The following is a 22,616-nucleotide window of genomic DNA, read 5'->3' as shown; positions in this document are numbered from 1 at the left end:
CGTACCATTCGGTTGGTATTATAACATACAAATACAACAAGTGTTGTTCAAACTACTCATGTTGTATTGAAACCAAAGCAGAACGCTGCTTTTCCAAAAGGAGGAGAGAACCATGTCAGCTTCACAACCGTCACTAACGATGGAGCAACAACTTTTTTTTGATGTTATTGGAGAACGCCGGTCGGTTCGTAGTTATGATCCCGAGATCAAGATTTCGAGGGAGGAATTGACCGGAATATTGCGGCAAGCCACGTTGGCTCCTTCAGCCGCTAACCTGCAGCCGTCGCGTTTTCTCGTAATCGACTCGCCGGAGCTGAAGCAGAAGCTGCTTCCGATTGCATTCAATCAACAGCAAGTGGTCGAGGCTTCGGCTGTCATTGCGGTACTTGGAGATTTAGAATGTTATAAATTGGCCGAAAAAATATACGGAATGACGGTCGATGCGGGTTACATGCCTGCAGAGACGGCTAAATCGTTCGTGGAACGTTATACCGGGATGTATTCGAGCATGCCGCCCGAGGCTATCCGCGAAAAAGTGTATACTGACGGCGGGCTAGTATCGATGCAACTCATGCTTGTCGCCCGGGCTAAAGGCTACGACACGGTATCGATGGGCGGCTACGATAAACAAAAGTTCATGGAAGCTTTCCGCATATCCGAACGCTACGTTCCGATTATGCTGATCGCCATCGGCAAGGCGGCGAAGCCTGGTCATCCGACGGTAAGGCTGGTAGTCGATGATGTAGCTTTCTTTAACGAAATGCCTAAGGAAGATCTCGATGAAATAACGTGTGAGCGTTGAAGTTCTAAATATTCTCATCATGCAGACCGTGGCGTTGTTGCCAAAATAGCTAAATATTTTAAAGACTAATCTCAATCTTTTAACTAAGCCCGTGTATGGAGCCACTGATCAGTGGCTCCATACACGGGCTTTTGTTATCTTTAGTTGCTGTTTTGAAATACAGATTAAGAATGAACTACAAAGATTAATTTTATCTCATTTTTTACTGGAAATGTTTGCGCTACCATTGAGAATACAAACGGAAGTTGAGTAAGGGAGAGGTGAGAATAGGTGGGAGGCATTACTTTTGATCATGTATTTAAACGGTATAAAGGCGAATCCCGCCCAGCCGTCAACGACTTTCATTTAACGATTGATGAAGGGGAATTCCTCGTCCTGGTAGGACCATCTGGATGCGGAAAGTCAACAACGCTGCGTATGCTGGCCGGGTTAGAGGAAATCAGCAGCGGAGAGTTATACCTGGATGGGAAATTCATTAATTATGTCTCGCCAAAAGACCGGGACATAGCCATGGTCTTTCAGAATTATGCACTCTATCCCAATCTGTCTGTACTGGAGAACATTGCACTTGGTCTGAAATTGCGCAAGACCGCGAAACATGAGATTGATACCCGTGTTAAACGGGTAGCCTCGATACTGGAAATCTCGCATCTATTGGACCGCAAACCAAGTCAGTTATCTGGAGGCCAAAAGCAGCGGGTGGCCCTTGGTAGAGCCATTGCAAGAGAACCACAAGTATTCTTGATGGATGAACCTCTTTCCAATCTGGACGCCAAGCTTAGAGCACAGACACGTGCAGAGCTGATCAAGCTTCAGCAGGAACTAAGACGGACAACCGTTTATGTCACGCATGATCAGGTGGAAGCAATGACGATGGGATCACGTATTGTTGTGATGAAAGATGGGGTTATTCAACAAGTCGCCCCCCCAAGAAAGCTCTATGATGAACCTGCGAATGTTTTCGTAGCAGGCTTCATTGGTTCTCCCCAAATGAATTTCATTAAGGGCACGATCGAAGTGAGTGATGGGTTCTATTACTTCTCCAACAAACGGATGAGACTGCTTCTTCCAGAAAACTGTGTCTCTCGATTAGAACGGAAATCTGGAGCGGTTAGAAACGTCATTCTGGGCGTGAGGCCAGAACACATCTCACTTCGCCGTGGACGTATTGATGATCCTTCATTCCTACCAGGCATTGTACAGATGACTGAGGAGACTGGTGCCGATTCTTATGTCTACATCCAGCTTGGGCATATCAGGCTAATTGTTAGAACAGAACCAGTCTCGCGATATGAAACGGATGAGATCGTATCGGTTGGACTTCAAATGAACAAGATACATTTTTTTGATGAGACTACGGAACTTGTATTTGGGAGAGATGAAACATGAAGAAGCGTCCATTTCCCCGCTATCTTCGCATTCCGATACAAATACTGATCGTTGCTGCCTTGGTTGTTGGAGTTATCCGGTGGATGACATCCGAGGAACAGGTTGTTTACTCTGGTAGTGTCACAGCTGATCAGCTGCTTCAATTCCAGCCAGCAGGCGATAAAAACCCTTATGCCATCCTGATGCAGGGAGTAAGCGAACAAGAACGTTCTGGAGAAAAAGGGAATGAAATACGGATCAATCCTAGTCAATATGACATAGCAGCACCGATAACCAAACTCAGTCAATCGAAGGAAGACGGAAAAACGGTGCTCAACTGGCATAACGAAGCAGGGTCAGTAGATTGGACGTTTCATGTAGCGAAAGCCGGCTGGTATGAACTTCATTTGGATTATAAGCCCTTGGCGGGCAGTAACAGTTCCGTGATCCGGGGAGTAATGATTGATGGCAGTTACCCCTTCGAGGAGTCGGAACGTGTTGAGTTGGAACGGATGTGGAAGGATGCTAAGTATCCGTATGACCGCAACGAACTAGGCATGCAGGTAAGACCACAACAGACGGAACTGAACGAATGGACAAGTAAAGCGCTATCAGATTATTCGGTTTCCTCCCGTCCGTTGTTGTTTCGGCTGGAGCGAGGGGAACACACGCTAAGACTAGTGGGCGAACGGGGTGGAGTTGCTTTGCAACAACTGTCATTCCAAAGTCAGGAGCATGTCAAACCGTATGAGGAATATAAGGGGGCATATCCTTCAGCATCGGATGCTTCCGACTGGTACATGGTGAGGGAAGCAGAGCAATTTGAACGCAAATCACATCTATCGATTCAGACTGATCATTGGGCAGAGCCCTACATATCACCGGATCCCAAGGGACGGATCACCTATAATGTGCTTGGTGGAAACCACTGGAACTTACCAGGTGAATGGGTGGAATGGGATATTGAAGTGCCAACAAACGGCTGGTACGAGATTGATCTCAAGAACTTCCAGAACTATCGTTCAGGATTTAAAGCTTATCGTACCATCTCCATTGACGGTAAAGTTCCTTTCAAGGAGATGCTGAACTACGCAATTGATTATCATAAGGAATTTGAAATTACGACCCTATCTAATATTTCCGGGGAACCCTTCAAATTCTATCTTGAACAAGGAAAGCACTCTATACGCATGACCGCGGATTCATCAAGTATACAGCCAATATTGATTGCCCTTAAAGATACTTTGTTACAGATCGCCTCTTTTGACCGTGAGATGAGGTTGATTACCGGAAACTACAGCAAGAGCGCGTCCGATTCCAATATTGACTCAACCCGGACATGGGAGATGAAAAAGTACGATCCGGAAGTTGAGAACAAGCTTCAAGCCATTACAGACCGGTTGAATATGATTCGCCTCTATACGAATTCGGTCAATGAGAGGGATTCAGATCTATCACAGGCCATTAAAGCTTCGGTCACCATTCTGGAGGATATGCTGGGCGATGTGAACGAAATTCCTAGCAAAATCAAAGAATTCTCCACGATACAAGCCAATATTGGGACATGGATGTCGACTCTGACCAAGCAACCGTTGCTTCTCGATTATCTAGTTGTGCGGAAACCGGATGCTAAGACAGGCCTCAAAGAGCCTACTGCACTCTCGCGGATACCTTATTCCTTAGCGGACTTCTCACGTTCCTTCTATGTAGATTATGATCTCGGAGGGCCAGAAGAAGAAGGTGCGTTGACGATCTGGGTCGGACGAGGGCGGGATTATGTTGATTTATTGCGCGAACTGGTTAGCCAGGATTTCACGCCAAAGACAGGGATTGAAGTCAATATCAATCTTATGCCAAATCCCAACATGCTAATCCTTGGCAATGCAGCAGGAGAAGTTCCTGATATTGCACTAGGAGTCGGAGAATCGACACCGGCAGATTATGCCATGCGGAATGCTGTCGAGGATTTATCACAGTATCCGGGTTTTGATGACGTGATGAATCAGTTCATACCGGGTGTTACCAGAGCTCTGATGTATGATGGTGGAACTTATGGACTGCCAGAAGTACAGAATTTTCAATTGTTGTTCTACCGCTCGGACATACTTGAAAGACTGGATTTAGAAGTGCCAGATACCTGGGACGATGTGTTTGATATCCTACCCACTCTGCAAGAGAATGGGATGACCATGAACGTGCCAAAAGGTGACTATTCCACATTGTTTCTGGAACATGGTACCGACCCTTACACAAAAGACGGTCTGAAATCTAATATATTCAGCGACACTGGACAACAAGCATTTAAATTATGGACCGAGATGTTTACCAAATACAATTTGCCCATTGATATCCCGGCTTTCTTTCAGCACTTTCGGGATGGGGATATTCCGATTGGGATATCTGATTTTAACACCTATGTCCAGTTACAAGTAGCTGCTCCGGAAATTACAGGACATTGGAAGGTCGCTCCGTTACCTGGAATTAAGCAGGAAAATGGTGAGGTTGTGCGCTGGTCTCCTCAAGGCTTAACTGGCGCCATGATCATGAAAAAAAGCGAGCAGAAAGACAAAGCCTGGGAATTTCTGAAGTGGTGGACTTCAGGAGAAGTGCAATCTCGGTATGCTGCGGATATGGAATCATTTTATGGTATCGAATACCGCTGGAATACAGCCAACGTAAACGCGATGGAATCGCTAAACTGGCCTTCTGATGATTTGAAAGCTATTCGGGAACAAGCCAGTTGGGCATTGAACATGCCGAATGTACCGGGATACTATTTCTTGGGCAGGGAGATGGATTTTGCATGGAACCGAACAGTATTTGACGGCATACCAGCGGATGAATCATTGGAAGAAGCGCATTTGTCCCTGCAACGGGAGATGGACCGCAGACAGCGGAACTTCGGTATCATGGGCAGAAGTTTAAATATTCCACAGATTACAGAGCCCTACGTATGGGAGGACACAGAATCGTGAAAACAGAGGTTTTTCCCGTGTTACACCCAGCTAAGCGACCTTCACCTTTGGTGTCAAAGTGGATGCGTTTTCTGAGAGAGCTTAGAAAAGATGCTTTCTGTTATCTTTTTCTGGCACCGTTTCTGATCTGCTTTCTCGTATTTATCGTCATTCCCGTCGTGATGGCGGCCACACTCAGTTTTACATCTTATGATGGGTTTGGAAGTCTGAATTTTATCGGTTTTGACAATTTTATCGCATTATTTACGCAAGATATTATTTTCTTGACCAAAGCACTTCCGAATACATTTCTGTTTGCATTAATTGTTGGGCCGGGTGGCTATATTCTATCGTTCTTCTTCGCCTGGCTGATCCATCAGCTGCCTCTGCGGGTCAGGGATTACTATACATTAGTGTTCTATGCACCCTCTATGGCCGGTGGGGTAGCATTATCGGTCGTTTGGATCGCAGCGTTCAGCGGAGACAGGGTCGGGTATCTTAATAATTTTTTACTGCGAATGGGCTGGATTGACTCCCAAATCACCTGGCTGCAAGATCCCAAGTATTTGCTTCCTATTATGATTATGGTCTCCTTATGGATGAGTTTCAGCGTAGGCTTTCTGGCGATGCTTGCCGGATTGCAAACGGTCAATCGCGAGCTGTATGAGGCCGGTCGCATCGACGGCCTCTCCAATCGGCTCCAGGAAGTATTCTATATCACCATCCCATCGATGAAGCCACAGATGTTATTCAGTGCCGTCATGACCATCGTGTCTACACTGAAGGCAGGCAGTATTTCGACCCAGCTTACGGGTATGGCGGTGACTCCGCAGTATGCGGGTCATCTGATTATTAATCATGTCGACGATTATGCATTCATCCGGTTTGAACTTGGTTATGCTTCTGCAGTGTCGGTCATGCTGCTGTTGTTCAGCTATTTTGTGATGAGGTTTGCATATCGGCTGTTCAACTCGAAGGAGGAGCTGTAATTATGATAGCCAAATTACGCAAGCTCCGTTCAGTATCATCCTTCGATGTCATCCTGATCTTGTTGTTTACTTGCCTGGCAGTATTTATGTCTTTGCCCATTGTATTTATTTTCAATCATGCCTTTAAACCGCAAAATGAATTGTTTTTGTTTCCACCTCAATTCTTTGTACAACAGCCGACACTAAATAACTTTGAGACGTTGTTTCTTCATGCTTCCAATGCCATGGTACCGTTCACCCGTTACCTGTTTAACAGTATGATTGTTGTGTCATTTACACTGATCAGTGTAATCATGGTCAGTACAATGGCAGGTTATGTATTGGCAAAATATCAGTTCCATTTCAAGAAACTCATTATGGGAATGATCACGCTTTCCCTTATGTTCGCACCCGAAACTGTTTCCATTCCACGTTATCTGGTCATCAGCGCTCTTGGACTGAACAATACGTATTTCGGACACATCTTACCTTCGCTTGCATCACCGGTAGCGGTGTTCATGCTGGTCGGATTTATTTCTCAGATTCCAAATGATCTGATGGAGGCTGCTAAGATTGACGGAGCCAGTCATTTCGGCATATTCAGACGAATCATTCTCCCTTTATCCGTTCCAGCCATTGCAACGATATCCATTCTTACTTTTCAAAATGTATGGGGCGATGTCGAGACCTCAACTTTGTTCATGCAAAAAGAGGCAATGCGTACATTACCGTTCTATGTGAATAGTCTGCTTAGCGGACTGCAGAACAATGTCGCAGGACAGAATATGGCAGCAGCAGCCGGACTGCTCATCTTCATTCCAAATTTGATCATCTTCCTGCTCTTCCAACGCAAGGTATTGGAGACGATGGTCCATTCCGGTATTAAGTAAAGTCATCAGTAAAGGAAGTAGAATCGCGATGAAAAAATGGTTATCAATGGCACTCATAGGCTTGATTGCGTTAACCGTTCTGCCGAAGGTAGCTTCGGCAAGTCTTCCATACTGGACGGCTTATTATGACAGTAACCAGTCTAACTGGTTCCAAATTCAGCCGATTTATAGACCAGCAGGCGCCTATTCCGCCGACTTCGGGGAACCGGTAGACCTTGATGTCGCCTCAGACGACAAGGTCTACATCGCAGATAAGAAGCAGAACCGAATCGTAGTGCTGGATCAGGATGGTAGCCTGCTGCGTACGATCGGTGAAGAAGAAGGATCAGGACAGTTGTCTTCACCGGAAGGTGTATTTGTGACACCGGAGCAAGCAGTGTATGTTGCGGATTCAGGTAATCAGAGGATCGCGGTATTTGATCAAAACGGGGTATTTCAGCGTGATTTCAAAAAACCGGATACACCATTAATGGGATCCGAGCACTTTGTGCCCGTCAAGTTGATCGTTGATCGTCGGGGTGTCATGTACATACAACTGAATTCATCTTATCAAGGACTTGTACGGTTAAATCCCCAAGGTGAATTCATGGGTTACTTCGGTGCTAATAAAGCTGATCAATCTATGCTCAACTGGTTGAAGAAACTGGTTCTGAATAAAGATCAATTGGCCAAGGAGAAGGCTGCGCTTCCTAAACCGATTACGAATGTCTCGCTAGACAAAGACGGCTTTATCTTTACCTCGACTGCTGGCGGTGAGGGGAAGGGAGCCATCCGTAAGTTGAATGCAGGTGGCGTGGACATATTCAAGAATAAGACGTTAGAGAACGGTCACGGTATTGTTGATGTTGCGATTGATGCTGATGCATTTCTTTACAATATTGACCTTGACTCTATGCACATCAATTTGTACGACCGTAATGGGGAAGCGATGTTTGAGTTTGGTCTTGTCAGTAAAGATACGCAGCAGTATGGCATATTGGGTTATCCGACAGGCATCGGGGTGGACAGCCATCATGCGATCTGGATCTCGGACAGCGGTACGAATACCGTCCACAAATATGTGCGTACTGATTTGGGGCGGGATGTCCTGAAAGCGCTAGCTTTGTATGCAGAAGGGAAATACGAGCAAAGCAAGCCTTACTGGGAAGCCGTGTACGCCCGTAACGATATGTATAACGGGACCTTTCAAGGATTAGGAAAAGTGCTTCTACATGAAGGACGGAACGATGATGCGTTGATGTTTATGGAGGCAGCCTTTGATACGGAAGGCTACTCCAAAGCATTCTGGAAGCTGAGGCTAGACTGGTTGCAGAACCACTTTATGATCCTGATATATAGCCTAATAGGGGGTGGACTCTTCCTCCATTTTGGTATACGCGGATTACGCGCATACCTTCGGAAGCAGCCGCTTCCCGAGCGCTGGCAGCAGCCTCTGGCTGATTTAAAAAATTTCAGTTATGTGATGTTTCATCCATATGAAGGATTCTACCGGATCAAGGAAGCGAGAATTGCACCATGGATTACGATAGCACTGCTGTTTCTCGTCCTGGCCATCAAATTGTGCACAATCTACTGGACTGGGTTCCTCTTTCATCCAGTAGAACTCTCAGAAGTTAATTTACTGAAAGAGATGGGGTTCTTCATCCTACCTTGGATCACCTGGATTGTTGCCAATTACTTAGTTTGCAGTGTTAAAGACGGTGAGGGTAAATTCCGGGAAGTAATTCAAGGAAGTGTGTATGCGCTCTCACCCTACGTATTCTTCTCGATTCCACTACTGTTATTGTCCAACATCGTCTCACTGGATGAAGCGATCATCATTCATGCGATGAATATGGTGATGGTACTGTGGCTTCTCTCAATGTTCTTTGTGATGACGCAAGTAATTCACAATTTTGAATTTGTGGAAACGATCAAAAACTCGGCCGTTACTGTGTTTGCGATTCTGACGATCTGGATGTTTGGCTTCATTATATTCGGATTGTCCTTTAATCTGTATGACTTTTTCTATGAGCTTTACAAAGAGGTGAACATCAATCTATAACACACTCAAACGAAAATGGAATAGGGCAGGGTGGTCCGCCATCATTGTGCTGGTGCTTGGCCTGATGCTGATCATGTTGGTGATAAAACCATGGCAGCAGAGTACAACGGAGAGTTTTGCCGCTACTGGAATGCAAATGCTGCTGCCAGAGAAAGATCCCCTCTATCAAGGTGAAAGATGGGAGCCTGCTACACAAGCAGATGGTTATGCAATTGCGGTAGATAACGATCAGTACACTCTGTATGTGAATCCGCTCAATACTCAAATCTACGTTCTGGACAAAAGCAGTGGATACCGTTGGACCAGCAATCCGACTGAAGTTGAGCTCGCGGATGAGACCGTCAAGGGGCAACTGTTGGATAATTTGCAGTCCCCGTTTGTATTAACCCATGTACGTACGCAAGGGGCAGATCAAACGGTTAGGGAAACTTTGAACAGTAAAGCGCCCGGTTTAGAGACGACGATGATCCGTGGTATGAAAGGACTTCAAATTCAATACTGGTTTCCTGACAAACGCATCGGTTTTGCTATTCAATACGAATTGACGGAATCCGGATTAAAGGTCAAAGTGCCGGCAGCAGGCATCCGCGAAGAAGGAGATCACGTGTTGTTTTCACTGGATGTCCTGCCTCATTTCGGCGCTGCTATGGCTAGTGAAGATGGATATTTATTTGTGCCTGATGGTCCTGGCGGACTGATCCGCTATGATACGGCAAAGGCAAGCCTGTCCAGAGGGTATATCCATCAGGTGTATGGCCAGGAACTGACCAATGCAGGGAATATCAATTTAATGGTTCAGAACAGAGAGGATATCGCTTATCCGGTATTCGGGTTGAAACGGGGAGATCATGCTTATGTCGCTGTCATGAGGAAGGGCGAGGATTCTGCTAATGTAGTCGCAATGGCACCTGGACAACGCTCATCCTTCTACAATGTGTACTCGAGTCAAATATACCGAGAAGAGTATTTATACAGAATGAGCAGGTTGGCTACACCAAGCAAGGCCATTCAGAAGCAAAAATTGGACCTGGACCGTGAGGTAGAGTACCGCTTTCTGAATGGGGAGCAAGCTTCTTATGTCGGAATGGCGAATGCCTACCGAGATTATCTACAAGAATCCGGCCAGTTGGGAGAAGCTTTGCAACCGGTAGAGCATATACCCCTCTACCTGAAATTGATGGGCGGAAATTATGAGAAAGCTTTTGGAAGAGTGCAATATGTTGCTACCACTACGTTTGATCAAGCGACTGAGATTGCAGAGCGGCTGCAACAGCAGGGTGTCGCTTCGCTTAAGACGATATTTTATGGCTGGCAGAACGAGGGCGATTACAACATGGAGAAGCGTTTCCCAATTGAGAGTTCGCTCGGAGGGGAGGCTGGAGCTAAATCCTTCGTCGCTTCGATGAAGAAATCCGGTATTGATGTTGCTTTCCAAGAGGATTTCCTATGGGTGGATAGCGAGTCATCATTCTCTGGCAAAACAGATGCCATCCGCGGTATTGATGGCACGGCTTATAACATTGATGGGTGGTATCTTGCTAAACCAGTATACACCGCAGTAAGTGCAGCAGAGACCATCGACAAGCTAAAAGATATTGGAGTGCATGGGATCCATTACAGCGGATTGGGCGAGATTCTTGTGCATGATTATGAGTTGTCCGGCATCCGTACAAGAGAATATACGAAGACCGTATACAACGGTTTACTTGATTACACCCGCAAGGAGTTGGGATCGGCTAGCGTTGAACGCGGCAATGCTTATGTGCTTGGCAGCACTGATTTCATTGACGGAATGGCATCCTCCTCCAGTTATGATTTCATGATCGATGAGACCGTTCCGTTTTACCCAATCGCACTGCATGGCAACGTACCTTACACATTCGAAGCAGGAAATTTGCGCGATGATGAGGATACTGAATTTTTGAAGGCGATAGAATATGGAGCGCTGCCATCCTTTTTCGTCACTCATGATGACTCCCGGAAGCTGAAAAACACACCTGTATATGGGCTATACAGCAGCAGGTTCGACAAGTGGGAGAGCCGCATTGTGGAGGAATACGGACGATTTGATAGCTTAAGCGATCTTTATTCGCTTAGGATTGTTGATCACGAGCAAATAAGTGATGAGCGTTATATGACCACGTATGAGAATGGAACTCGCGTCATTGTGGATTATGCAGCCAAGAGCTTCAAGGTGGAGAAAGGGGCTGCCCAATGAGCAAGTTGCAAGAACACAAGAAGAAGGCGGTTCAGTACCACTTCAAGCGCTATGGCGTCGGCTTGCTTTTCATGCTGCCCTGGATGATCGGATTCAGTGTGTTCGTAGCCATACCCATCGGTTGGTCAATGTTCATGTCCTTGCACAAGGTGGCGGTGGTGCCAGGCGGATTTAAGTATGATTGGATCGGCATTCAAAATTACCGGGATGCTTTCCTAAAGGACAATGTGTTCCCGATCGAGATGATCACCTATTTTCAGCAAATGTTGTTGATGGTTCCGATTATCGTCATCTTCGCTTTGCTTATTTCGCTGCTGCTGAATCAGAAGTTTCCCGGCAGGTTCATCTATCGCGCTTTATTCTTTCTACCTGTCATCTTCGCCACTGGTCAGGTGTTGTCGGAGCTGTTTACGCAGGGGGCAGGCGATATCCCTTTTCTGGATCAATACAATCTGGAACCGTTAGTGAAGCAATATGTCGGAGGCGAAATGGCGAAGATGATCATGGAAGTGCTGGGGCGCGTTGTCCTAATTCTCTGGTATTCGGGGGTACAGATCTTGATCTTTATCGCCGGATTTCAGACGATATCGCCATCCATTTATGAAGCAGTACGGATTGATGGGGCATCGCCTTGGGACAGCTTCTGGAAAATAACGCTGCCTGCCAGCATTCCGTTCATAAGCCTTAATGTGCTGTATACCATCATAGACCTATTCACCTTCCCTCTCAATCCGGTGCTGAAGCATATTCGCGACAATATGTTCAAAGTGGATACCGGATACGGATATGCAAGTGCGTTGGCCTGGATCTATTTCGGATTCATCTTTGTCCTGATCGCGATAGTACTAGGAATGTTCAGCCATAGCATGCGCCAGAGGGGGAGAAGATCATGAAAGAAGAACTATGGTTCGATCGGGCCAAAAATTATGCAAGAGATCTGCTGTGGCGGAGAGAGTCGCAAAGGCTTAAAGCTCTGCTTATGGGCAGGAATTTGTCAGACGGATTGCTGGCTAAACTGATCATTTATGTGCTGCTGTCTATTGTGGCGTATTTGTATCTGCAGCCACTTCTCTACATGATCACCACGATGCTAAAGACGGTCAGCGACCTGTTGGACCCGTCTGTGAAATGGATCCCCCGCGTCGTTACATGGGAGAACATGACAAAGGCTTACGAGGGATTGCAATACCCGGAAGCGCTGCGGAATACGGCGGTGATTGCTCTTACTTGTTCACTTGTACAGGTGCTGATCTGTTCTATGACCGGATATGCACTTGCACGGCTAGCAATCCCCTTCAAAGGACTAATTACAGCACTGGTATTGTTGACCTTTCTTATACCTCCACAGGTCATCATTATTCCGCTGTATGTTATTTTCAGCAAGTTAGGACTACTAAATTCGTTGTTTGTATTCCTGGTACCAGCGATCTTCGGCCAGGGTTTAAAGGGAGCGCTGTTTATTCTCATATTCCGCCAGTTCTTCAAATCCCAGCCCCCTAGCCTTGAAGAAGCGGCGAAGCTTGACGGTGCATCTGCAGCCCGACTTTACTTCCGAATTATGCTGCCACTGGCTCAGTCCGCCTGTCTGGTCGTCTTTCTGTTCTCCTTCATCTGGTATTGGAACATGTATTATGAACCATCCATGTTTTTGGCCAAGGGATTTACACCCTTGTCGATACGTCTGGACAATCTGGAAGAAGTGTTGAATCCCTCTCTGCTCAGCAGCCAGGAGTCGGTTAATAACCCGGTTACGGAAGGGACCAAAATGGCAGCGGCATTCCTTATTATTTTCCCGCCAATGTTGATCTTCATGTTCCTTCAGCGCTGGTTCATCACCGGAATTGAACGAACTGGAATTGTAGAGTAGATCACTAATGGGGAGGTATAGCGATTATAACTTTGAATTCACTGGAAAGGGGGAATGCTGGCCGGTAGTGGCTGTGGGCGGTCTGTATCTCTGAAGGAATGATCACAAATAAGATCAAATGGGGAGGGAAAAGCTTGAAAAAGAAACGGTTAGGAACATCGATATTGGCTGCAGTCTTGTCTCTGACTTTTATGTTGGCGGGATGCAGCGGAAATTCAGGAACTAGCGGGAATAAGGAGAGTTCACCACCAGCGGGGAATGACACTGTAGTAACGGAGCCGGGTCAGGATGGGGACCGGGAGCCGGTTACGCTGAAGTTCATTTCCTGGAAAGAGGGCACTTATGACGATTTATATGAACTGTTCCATCAAAAATATCCTTGGATAACCATTGAACAAATTCCGGTCAATAAGCAACCGATCATGGAAATCATTGCATCACTTGAAGCTGCCGGAACGCCGGCCGATGTGACCGAGATCGATACCGATTTGGTGGCTTTTGAGCAGGGGGGTCTCATTGAAGATTTAACACCTTACATTGAAGAAAGCGAAATTTTCCAGAATGCCAAATTTCCTGAGGGTTTCTTGGACACCATGACGTTCAACAGCAAAAGGCTTGCGATACCGATGGTCGATGTACCGATGTGGATCTTGGTGAACAAAGATTTACTTGCCAAGCATGGCGTCGATATGCCTTCAAATGATTGGACCTACGATGATTTTCGAAATATTGCTAAGCAGATTACCGATTCGAATGCAGGCGAGTATGGAGTGACTAGCCAACCAGAAATTCAAATGCGCATGCTCTCCAGTAAAGCGATCGCGGATGGTTATGCTGCGAACCACCAATACATGAACGAAGATATGACACAGAGTTTGCTGAGTACGCCGGAGATCATGAACGAAGTGAAGTGGTTCCAGGAGCTGGTTACCAAGGATGGCTCCATGCAGAGTAACGCAGCCGCAGAAGCAGACGGAAATGTGACTAAGGATTTCATAAATGGTAAAACAGGTTTTGCAATTGGCGGCGATTGGGTACTTCCGACATTGAAGGAGAAGGCGCCATTTCAATGGGATGTGCTTCCGTTCCCTAAAGGGAAAGTGAGCCAGCCGGGGTATTCCATTTATGGACCGCTCGCCATGCTCGCAGGCTCCAAACAAAAGGAGGCCGCGTTCCTGTGGCTCAGCTTCCAATTCACGCCAGAAGCGCAGAAATGGAAGATTGACCAAGGGGCAAATGCATCGGTCAACGATCCGGAAATCACCGCTTATTACGATGAAGCTCCAATATGGGAGGGTAAGAACATTGAAGCGGTAAAAATTGCACAGCAAAACGCTAGAATCCAGTCTGGTTTGACCGTAGTGGGATGGAGAGAATACAACTATAATAACCTCTTGAACGATATTATTTTCGGAGATCGTGATATTAACGATATCATTCCGGAAACCGAAGCCTGGAACAAAAAAACGCTAGAGTTACGCGAAAGTCTGAAGTAACCTGAAGTGAAAATAATAGCCGTTGGTCCTATGATCAGCGGTTATTCTACTTGGTGTTATATAAGATAAAAGAGAGAACGAAATCGTTGAATTGACAGGAATTTCTCCGCTCATGCTTGAAGTAACAATGAATGCTAGCCTACCAAATCATGTTATGGAGGGTACTCATATGATGCCAGATAGACAATTAGAACGGATGCTCGGGAAGTTAGTTCGCTTTACCAAGACCATTGAACCTCTTATGTTTACCAAAGTGGATGAAGTGCCGATGAAGAAATACCATACAACTGAATCTCTATATTCGATTCCAGACGAATCGAATTTTAAGGATTGCAAGAAGGGGGATATTTGGGAAGGAGAAAAAACATACTGCTGGTTTAAAGGAAGCTACAAAGTACTCAGTAATCTCGCCGGACAAAATTTATATTTGTATCCTCACATCGGTGGATATGAAATGATGATGTGGGTCGACGGTGTACCGTCTGGAATTTTCTGCTCCAAAATCATTGTGAACAGCCATGGTAACCATTACTGCGACATGTTAAAACAGCAGGTTAGAGGTGGCGAGAATATAGAGATCGCTCTGGAAGTCTATGCTCATCATGATTTTCCGGGTGTAGCACCTCTGGAGACAGAGAGTCAAGGAAACTTTACTTATGTATATGAAAGCGTTGACATTTGCACCAAGAATGATGAAATTTGCGACTTCTATTTTGATTTAAAAACACTTAATCAAGTTGTTGCTAAATTGGATTCTAACAACTTCGTTAGAAGCAATATCGTTGCCCAGCTAGTCGAAGTGCATAAAGTATTGTACTACGATTACGACAATGTAGATTACGATACTTTTATGGGCGCTATACGAAAAGCACATCCGATTCTGCAAAACCTACTAAAAAATCAAAATTCTATATCCGCACCAAGTGCCGGAATTATTGGACACTCCCACATGGATACAGCGTGGTTGTGGCATAAAGACGAGACATTGAAGAAATGTACTCGCACCTATGCCAATCAATTAAACCTTATGAAACAGTACGATGAATATAAATTTGTACAAAGTTCCGCATACCATACGGCAATGGTTCAGCGGCATTACCCTGAAGTATTTGAAGGTATCAAAGAACAGGTTATAAACGGCAGGTATGAACCCAATGGAGGGGTATGGATCGAAAGTGACTGTAATTTGCCTAATGGTGAATATTTAATCCGCCAATTTATTTGGGGACAACGATACACGCAGGAGAATTTTAATTACCGTTCGGATTGTTTCTGGTTACCGGATACGTTTGGCTATAGCGCTTCTTTGCCTCAAATTATGAAGGGCTGCGGAATAAAATACTTTTTGACAACGAAAATGGACTGGAATGATACGAATGTATTCCCGTATGACACCTTTATTTGGAAAGGATTAGACGGATCGAGAGTTTTCGTTCATTTTAATCGAACTCATATATGGCCTGATGCTGCAAGCTTGGTAGATTATGTTGCGGGGGGAGATATGAGGGGAATCAAGGAAAAATCCGTTACAAACCAAAGGTTATTAGCCTATGGTTTTGGTGACGGCGGTGGAGGTCCACAATTTGAAATGATTGAAATGGCACGTCGTGTTAGGGATTTAGAAGGCATTCCTAAAGCAAAGCACACTACAGTAAGTGAGTTCATGAAAGAACTCGAAGAAACTGCAATAGATCCGTCCATTTTCAGTGGAGAACTATATTTGGAGCTACACCGCGGAACATTAACCAATCAACATAATATCAAAAGGAATAACAGATTGGCCGAAATTTCTTTAAGAAACCTAGAGTATGTAACGGTACGGGAAGCCATTAGGAAAAATATAATAGCCAGTGACGAGAAAATCCGTCCACTAATGGAAGATATGCTGGTTAATCAATTTCATGATATTTTGCCAGGTACAAGTATTGCTCGAGTCCATGATGAATCCTTAGCTGAAACATCTGCAATCATTGAAAAATCGGCCAGGTACATTCAAGAATTGATTAAACCTAAGAACAGACCACTATCCAGAACGGTTATCAATACCTTATCTTTTGACCGAAGTGAAGTAGTGTATCTTGATTATACTGACGGTTTAAAGGTGCAAGGAGATTATCTTCAACAAGTGACTGCCGACATTCACGGGAACAAGAAACTAGCCGTAAAAGTTATGATTCCAGCTTTCTCTAGCATCGTGTTAAAACTGGAGGAAGGTGCGCCTGAAGTTGAAGCAGCGTTTAGTTTGGATGGGAATCAATTAGAAACGCCGTTAATCAAAGTAAGTTTTAATGAAAAGGGTTATATTGAATCATTCTTTGACAAAAAAGCCAAGAGGGAACTTCGTGGTGAAGGCTACGCATTCAATACCTTCCTTATAGCCGAGGATGTTCCGACTGCATGGGATAATTGGGATCTGGATGTTGATAGCCAGTATAAATTCGCGGATACTGCTGCAATGATTTCAAGAGAATTGATTTCTAATGGCCCTCTTGAAATACGTATTCGAAGCAAGTATCAAATTACAGTGAAAACAACCATCATTCAGGATATGGTGTTCTATAGTGACAGTCTGCAAGTGAGGTTCGATACTCTGATTGATTGGCAAGACGAACATCGTTTCTTGAAAACAGCTTTTGATACATCTATTTTTACGAATACTGCAAAACAGGAAATACAGTTTGGATATATTGAACGTCCAACAACAAGAAATAATTCTATGGAAAAAGCTAAATTTGAAGTGGTTAATCATAAATTTACGGATCTGTCTGAAGCAAGGTATGGGGCCACCTTATTGAATGATTGTAAGTATGGAATCAGTGTGGAAAATTCAAGCATGAAACTTTCGCTACATAAGGGAGGTAACCGTCCAGATCCTCGAGGGGATAAAGGCTTACATGAATGCAGTTATTCTTTCTTACCTCATGATGGTAGCTTTTGTGCGAAAAATGTTGTGCATCCTGCATATCAATTCAATATGAAGCCGCTTATTTTGGCAGGGGAATTTCAGCAAAATGGTCTTTTATCGTTAGAGGCTGATAATATTCTCGTGGAAGCTATCAAACCGTTAGAGAATAATGATAGAGGATTTGTCATTCGAATGTATGAGGCAGAAGGAGCATACACAATCACCTCTTGGAATTTAAATATCTCTTTTGACAAAATGGAAATAACTAATATGTTGGAAGAAACGCTAGAAAGCTTGGATTCTAATATGAACCTTGTTTTCAAACCGTTTGAAATCAAGACCATTAAGGTGAGTTATTAAAATAAAACAGTGATGGTTGAATGTTAAATAGAATTACAGAACGATAAATCCATCACTTGAGAAGCATTGTATTTTGTTTGACAGAAGGTGCATAGCCTAGAACCTTTTTATAAGCGCGGAAGAAAGATGAATAATCGTGGAAGCCTACGGCTGATGCTGCGGAATTGGCTGTTTGGCCCTGCGATATCAAATTTTGCGCCATAGTGACCCGTTTATGAATGACATAATTGCCAACCGTTGTGCCTGTTGCTCTCCGGAACATTTTGTTCAGATGGTGTTTGCTGATGTAGAATTCAGCAGACAAATCGTCCAGCTTAATAGATTCGGTAATATGATCGTTTAGATAAGCAATGATTTTTGATACGGATTTAGTGGATGATGAAGATTCAGATGCCCCTTTGAGTGAATAGCTGCTTATCAATATTTGTGATAAAAGAGCTTCGAGACGCACGCGAAGCGACAATTCACGAATAGCTTCGTCAGCAAGTCTGGCGTCGATCAATTGTTTGAAAAAAGGAAACATAACTTGATCCCCATTATCCATGTAATAGATGTCAGCCGAACCGAAATCAGGATGGAACGGAGATAATAAGACTGACTGGTTTTCAAGAGGCAGAAAGCCAGGTATAAAATGTAGCGATATTCTCTCATAGGGAATGTCGCTTTCGATTTTGACCCCATGAAAAACGTGGGGAGCAATAAGCAGGAGGCTGTGGGGCTTGGGAACATAATGTTTGCCTTCTACAAGATAGCTCACATCACCGGCAACGAAATAGAACACCTCGTAGAAATTGTGACAGTGAAGTGCATATTGTTCAGTCTTCTTATGGTCTACAGCATGGTGAAGAATTAACGAGTCGGTATGGATATTGACAGTATTCATTCAGTCACCTCTTCCAATCGGTGTAAAGTTAGTCTAATAGATCGACGCTATATTTGCAATGTAATTGCTCCTATTTACAATGGAAAATCTACACGTCAGAACTATAATTAATTAATGTAGACATATTCCAAACGTAGAGAGGGAGCTGTTTCATGTGATTTTAGGTGCACAGTTGTACACAGTACGTTCTTTTCTTCAAACTGAAAAAGACATCAAACGTACATTGCAAAAAATTGCGGAGATGGGTTACACATCGATCCAGGTTTCTGCAATCGGTAAAATCAAGCCGGAAACACTTAGAGCCATGTGCGACGAGTTATCGCTCCAAATTGCTCTGACGCATACGAGCCCTGAGCGGATATTGTATGAAACCGATCAAGTGATTGAGGAGCATAACATTCTTGGTTGCGATTATATCGGTATCGGAGCTATGCCGGATAAATATCGGTCACTGGATTGGTACGGATATTTCGCGAGTGACTTCCGGGAAGCGGCTGGGCGGATCGCCAGGTCCGGAAAGCTATTCATGTATCACAACCATCACTTCGAGTTTGAGAAATCGAATGGCAGGCGTATGATCGAACGTCTTATCGAGGATTTCTCACCCGAGGAACTGGGAATTACTCTGGATACGTATTGGGTACATGCTGCCGGAGCTGACGTATGCGAATGGATCGACAAATTAAAGGACCGCCTTCATTGCGTGCATTTGAAGGACATGGGTTCGGATAAGCAAATGGAACCGGTGATGGAAGGTAACATGAATTTCACGGGAATTTTGAAAGCGCTTGAAAATGCGAATACGAAATATTTGCTCGTAGAGCAGGACGTTTGTCAAACGAGTCCGTTCGATTGTTTGCAGACGAGCTACAACAATTTGGCTTCTCTTGGCTATCGCTAGAGGAAAAGGAGATCGATCATGAAAAAATTACGTATCGGTATTATCGGAATGGGAAATATGGGGTCGGACCATGCGAAAAAATTGATTAATGGCACCGTAACGGAGGTGGAGCTTACCGCCGTATCAGACATGGATGAAAAGCGGATTACGGCTTCCAAGACGTATTTACCGGAGACATTAGGCTATTTTAATAGTCCGGAAGAATTGATAGACAGCGGTCTTTGCGACGCTGTTATTATCGCTACGCCGCACTACGATCATCCAAGGCTTGCGATACAAGCTTTCAGCAAAGGATTGCACGTCTTGTGCGAGAAGCCGGCCGGAGTCTATACAAAACAGGTAAGAGAGATGAACGAGAAGGCGCAGGAAAGTGGCGTCGTATTCTGTATGATGTTTAATCAGCGCACAAATCCAATGTACCGGAAAATGCGCGAGTTGGTGCAAGGTGGCGAGCTTGGGGCCATCAAACGGGTGAACTGGATCATTACTGACTGGTATAGAACTCAGGCTTATTATGATTCTGGGAGCTGGCGCGCAACTTGGGCTGGCGAAGGCGGTGGTGTGCTCATCAACCAATGTCCTCATAACATCGACTTGCTCCAATGGATCTGCGGGATGCCTTCGAAAGTACGTGCTTTTTGCCATGAAGGTAAGTGGCACGATATTGAGGTTGAAGATGATGTGACGGCGTATTTGGAATTTCCGAACGGTTCCACTGGCGTATTTGTAACCACAACCGCGGATCTACCAGGAACGAACCGTCTTGAGATTACGCTGGAGATGGGAAAGCTCGTCTGTGAACACGGTAAACTGACGTTGCATAAGCTCAGCCAAAATGAACGTGAATATTGTTTCGAATCGAAGGAAGGCTTCACAACGCCGTCCGTTGAAGTATCCGTCGTTCCAGCGGAAGGGGATAATAGCCAGCATATGGGTATCATCGCTTCATTTGCGAACGCGATCCTGGACGGAACACCGCTCATTGCGGACGGTGAGGAAGGCATCCATAGCTTAATGTTGTCGAACGCCATGCATTTGTCCAGTTGGATTGGTGAAACCGTTGAATTTCCAATTGACGAGGATTTGTATTTATCCGAGTTGAAGAAGCGGATCTCGACATCCAAACGAAAGATAGGGGAATCGGTACTATTTGATACAACAGGAAGTTTTGGTACATGAAATGGATGGAGAAAGAAATCTGATCGTTCGTAAATGCAGATGGAGGGGAGAATAACCCCTCCTTTTTTTGGCTGAAGAAGAACATCGTTTAAACTGGATGAGATATATAATTTCCATTGTTTTACTAAAAAGAAGTGGGTATATTTAAACAGTGAACACGGGTGAATGCTTTTTTTGATATAGAAATCTTGAATGGATGGCGATGTCCGTATTTCAGAAATGGAAGGGGATTAAATGAAGAGTTCCGTTTTCAGATTCCAGAGGTGGCTGGTACCCTATCTACTATGCATGGCTTTGGCATTGTCTGGATGCATGGGCAACCCAGGGGCAGATATCAATGATTTTTTCACATCATCTAATCATCCTAGTGAGCCGGAAGTGACACTCAAGTTTTATTTTGGCGGAGAGAAAAAAGCAGCGACCGATGAAGTATGGACGACAGTCAGCGAATACGTAAAAGACAAAGGACTGAATGTAAAGTTTTCTATTCATTTCATTTCCTGGCCTGAATATCCGGAGAAACTTCTAGTTATGGCTGCCGCCGGTGATCGGTGGGACCTTAATTTTGATTCGGATTCTTCCTTCAGAGAGATGGCTTCGCGGGGTTCTTATATGGCCTTGGATAAACTTTTACCCGAGTATGCGCCAAACCTCTATAAAAAATATCAGATGGATGGTAACCTGCGATCTACTACGATGAACGGAGATATTGTCGGACTGCCATGGTCTATCAAAATGAATCAGCGTCCATATGCCGGATGGCGTGTAGATCTCGCAGAGAAAGCGGGAATTTACCGGGAACCGGATTCGGTACAGACGGTTCAAGATGTAGACGTACTCTTACATGAACTAAAGCATGCTTATCCGAATAGTAAAGTGACTCGTATTACAGCACTTCCATTCTATCTCGTGCGAGAGGAGTGGCTGGATTTGGGGTTTCATGGACTAGGTATTAATCTGAATGACCCTGATCATAAAGTGCAGGCCATTGAGCAGCAACCCTTCTATGTGGAAGCCGCAGCGATGAGCATGAAATGGTATGAGGACAAGATTTTGAGTCCAGAATCACTGATTGACCGAGCAGACAGTTCCGATCAATGGCGCAATGGTAAAGTGTTATTTACACTTACCTCGCATGAATGGGCACATGCTGCTGATCAGGGTTTTGTTGATTCAAACTATCGTCAGCAAATGTCTCTTCTGTACCCGGATAAGAAGCAAGTCAACCGCAGTCCAATTTCGAACGTTGTTGCCATTAACCGTAACTCGGAGAATGCTGAATTGGTGCTGCAATTTCTCGATATGATGGAGACCGATCGAAAACTGTATGACTTAGTGATCTACGGCATTGAAGGCAAGACGTATCAGATGGACGGGGAACAGGTGGTTTATCCGCACAACTTAAGTGATTCGACAAGCAACTATATGGGCTGGGGCGGACAATGGGCGCTTTGGAATTCGCGATTCATCAGGTCCACGGAGACATACCCAGGGGATTTCTGGGGAGAGGAAGCACGGTTTGCCAAAATACCAGTCAATTTGGATTCGCCGTTAGAAGGCTTGCTGCTTAGTGAATATGCGATCAGCAAGGAAGTTGAAGAGCGGGTTCAGTTGTATGAAGATATGGGTCGGTCCATTGAATTCGGATTGGTATCTGATGTTAAGGAGGCAGTATCGGATTACCGAATAAAACAACAGAACATCGGTCTTGATAAAATCATTGGCGAGGTGCAGCGGCAAGTCGATCTGAATCTGGCGTCGAATTACCCTGACTAACTTCC

15 protein-coding genes are annotated in these 22,616 nt (G+C 44.8%); 14 read left to right on the top strand and 1 reads right to left on the bottom strand.

What is annotated here, in order from left to right; genetic code table 11:
* The first annotated feature begins 112 nt into the window (after positions 1-112).
* From AC3ITG_RS17725 to AC3ITG_RS17675, 11 genes are all read left to right on the top strand, one after another.
* The gene (locus AC3ITG_RS17725; protein WP_489250851.1) at positions 113-802 is read left to right on the top strand and encodes a nitroreductase family protein; all 690 of its coding nucleotides are present in this window, start codon (positions 113-115) and stop codon (positions 800-802) included.
* 270 nt (positions 803-1,072) lie between these two features.
* Positions 1,073-2,191 carry an ABC transporter ATP-binding protein gene (locus tag AC3ITG_RS17720; protein ID WP_489250850.1) on the top strand — a complete coding sequence of 373 codons (1,119 nt, stop codon included), beginning with the start codon at positions 1,073-1,075 and terminating at the stop codon, positions 2,189-2,191.
* Positions 2,188-5,145, top strand: coding sequence for an extracellular solute-binding protein (locus AC3ITG_RS17715; protein WP_489250849.1), 2,958 nt, complete (start codon positions 2,188-2,190; stop codon positions 5,143-5,145). The genes AC3ITG_RS17720 and AC3ITG_RS17715 overlap by 4 nt, the downstream gene beginning before the upstream one ends.
* Positions 5,142-6,113: a carbohydrate ABC transporter permease gene (locus AC3ITG_RS17710; RefSeq protein WP_489250848.1), complete on the top strand. Its 972-nt coding sequence runs from the start codon at positions 5,142-5,144 to the stop codon at positions 6,111-6,113. The genes AC3ITG_RS17715 and AC3ITG_RS17710 overlap by 4 nt, the downstream gene beginning before the upstream one ends.
* 2 nt (positions 6,114-6,115) lie before the next feature.
* On the top strand, positions 6,116-6,982 hold the full coding sequence (locus AC3ITG_RS17705; protein ID WP_413371812.1) for a carbohydrate ABC transporter permease: 867 nt from the start codon (positions 6,116-6,118) through the stop codon (positions 6,980-6,982).
* Between the two features lie 28 nt (positions 6,983-7,010).
* Positions 7,011-9,026, top strand: coding sequence for a YIP1 family protein (locus AC3ITG_RS17700; protein ID WP_489250847.1), 2,016 nt, complete (start codon positions 7,011-7,013; stop codon positions 9,024-9,026).
* A 46-nt stretch (positions 9,027-9,072) separates the two neighbouring features.
* The gene (locus tag AC3ITG_RS17695) at positions 9,073-11,244 is read left to right on the top strand and encodes a DUF5696 domain-containing protein (protein ID WP_489250846.1); all 2,172 of its coding nucleotides are present in this window, start codon (positions 9,073-9,075) and stop codon (positions 11,242-11,244) included.
* Positions 11,241-12,137 (top strand): carbohydrate ABC transporter permease, encoded by an 897-nt coding sequence (locus tag AC3ITG_RS17690; RefSeq protein ID WP_413371809.1) that lies wholly within the window; start codon positions 11,241-11,243, stop codon positions 12,135-12,137. The genes AC3ITG_RS17695 and AC3ITG_RS17690 overlap by 4 nt, the downstream gene beginning before the upstream one ends.
* Positions 12,134-13,111: a carbohydrate ABC transporter permease gene (locus AC3ITG_RS17685; protein WP_413371807.1), complete on the top strand. Its 978-nt coding sequence runs from the start codon at positions 12,134-12,136 to the stop codon at positions 13,109-13,111. The genes AC3ITG_RS17690 and AC3ITG_RS17685 overlap by 4 nt, the downstream gene beginning before the upstream one ends.
* Before the next feature lie 134 nt (positions 13,112-13,245).
* Entirely contained in the window at positions 13,246-14,607 is a 1,362-nt protein-coding gene (locus tag AC3ITG_RS17680; RefSeq protein WP_413371806.1) for an ABC transporter substrate-binding protein, read from the top strand.
* Positions 14,608-14,719: 112 nt separating this feature from the next.
* Entirely contained in the window at positions 14,720-17,872 is a 3,153-nt protein-coding gene (locus AC3ITG_RS17675) for an alpha-mannosidase (RefSeq protein WP_489250845.1), read from the top strand.
* A gap of 52 nt (positions 17,873-17,924) precedes the next feature.
* Here AC3ITG_RS17675 and AC3ITG_RS17670 read toward each other — a convergent pair whose 3' ends face one another.
* Positions 17,925-18,755, bottom strand: coding sequence for a helix-turn-helix transcriptional regulator (locus AC3ITG_RS17670; protein WP_489250844.1), 831 nt, complete (start codon positions 18,753-18,755; stop codon positions 17,925-17,927).
* Between the two features lie 154 nt (positions 18,756-18,909).
* Between AC3ITG_RS17670 and AC3ITG_RS17665 the strand changes: the two genes are divergently transcribed.
* From AC3ITG_RS17665 to AC3ITG_RS17655, 3 genes are all read left to right on the top strand, one after another.
* The gene (locus AC3ITG_RS17665; protein ID WP_413371803.1) at positions 18,910-19,656 is read left to right on the top strand and encodes a sugar phosphate isomerase/epimerase family protein; all 747 of its coding nucleotides are present in this window, start codon (positions 18,910-18,912) and stop codon (positions 19,654-19,656) included.
* 18 nt (positions 19,657-19,674) lie between these two features.
* Positions 19,675-20,835, top strand: a complete 1,161-nt coding sequence (locus tag AC3ITG_RS17660) for a Gfo/Idh/MocA family protein (protein WP_489250843.1) — start codon at positions 19,675-19,677, stop codon at positions 20,833-20,835.
* A gap of 234 nt (positions 20,836-21,069) precedes the next feature.
* Positions 21,070-22,611: an extracellular solute-binding protein gene (locus AC3ITG_RS17655; RefSeq protein WP_489250842.1), complete on the top strand. Its 1,542-nt coding sequence runs from the start codon at positions 21,070-21,072 to the stop codon at positions 22,609-22,611.
* Positions 22,612-22,616: the final 5 nt, after the last annotated feature.

Source organism: Paenibacillus sp. GL_099_B, from assembly GCF_057835695.1.
Note: the sequence above shows the minus strand (reverse complement) of the source record. Positions and strands in the feature narration are given on the sequence as shown.

Coding starts and splice junctions, on each gene's coding strand:
- AC3ITG_RS17725 (WP_489250851.1), top strand. CDS start 113: ATGTCAGCTTCACAACCGTCACTAACGATGGAGCAACAACTTTTTTTT.
- AC3ITG_RS17715 (WP_489250849.1), top strand. CDS start 2,188: ATGAAGAAGCGTCCATTTCCCCGCTATCTTCGCATTCCGATACAAATA.
- AC3ITG_RS17705 (WP_413371812.1), top strand. CDS start 6,116: ATGATAGCCAAATTACGCAAGCTCCGTTCAGTATCATCCTTCGATGTC.
- AC3ITG_RS17700 (WP_489250847.1), top strand. CDS start 7,011: ATGAAAAAATGGTTATCAATGGCACTCATAGGCTTGATTGCGTTAACC.
- AC3ITG_RS17690 (WP_413371809.1), top strand. CDS start 11,241: ATGAGCAAGTTGCAAGAACACAAGAAGAAGGCGGTTCAGTACCACTTC.
- AC3ITG_RS17685 (WP_413371807.1), top strand. CDS start 12,134: ATGAAAGAAGAACTATGGTTCGATCGGGCCAAAAATTATGCAAGAGAT.
- AC3ITG_RS17675 (WP_489250845.1), top strand. CDS start 14,720: ATGCTTGAAGTAACAATGAATGCTAGCCTACCAAATCATGTTATGGAG.
- AC3ITG_RS17670 (WP_489250844.1), bottom strand. CDS start 18,755: ATGAATACTGTCAATATCCATACCGACTCGTTAATTCTTCACCATGCT.
- AC3ITG_RS17660 (WP_489250843.1), top strand. CDS start 19,675: ATGAAAAAATTACGTATCGGTATTATCGGAATGGGAAATATGGGGTCG.
- AC3ITG_RS17655 (WP_489250842.1), top strand. CDS start 21,070: ATGAAGAGTTCCGTTTTCAGATTCCAGAGGTGGCTGGTACCCTATCTA.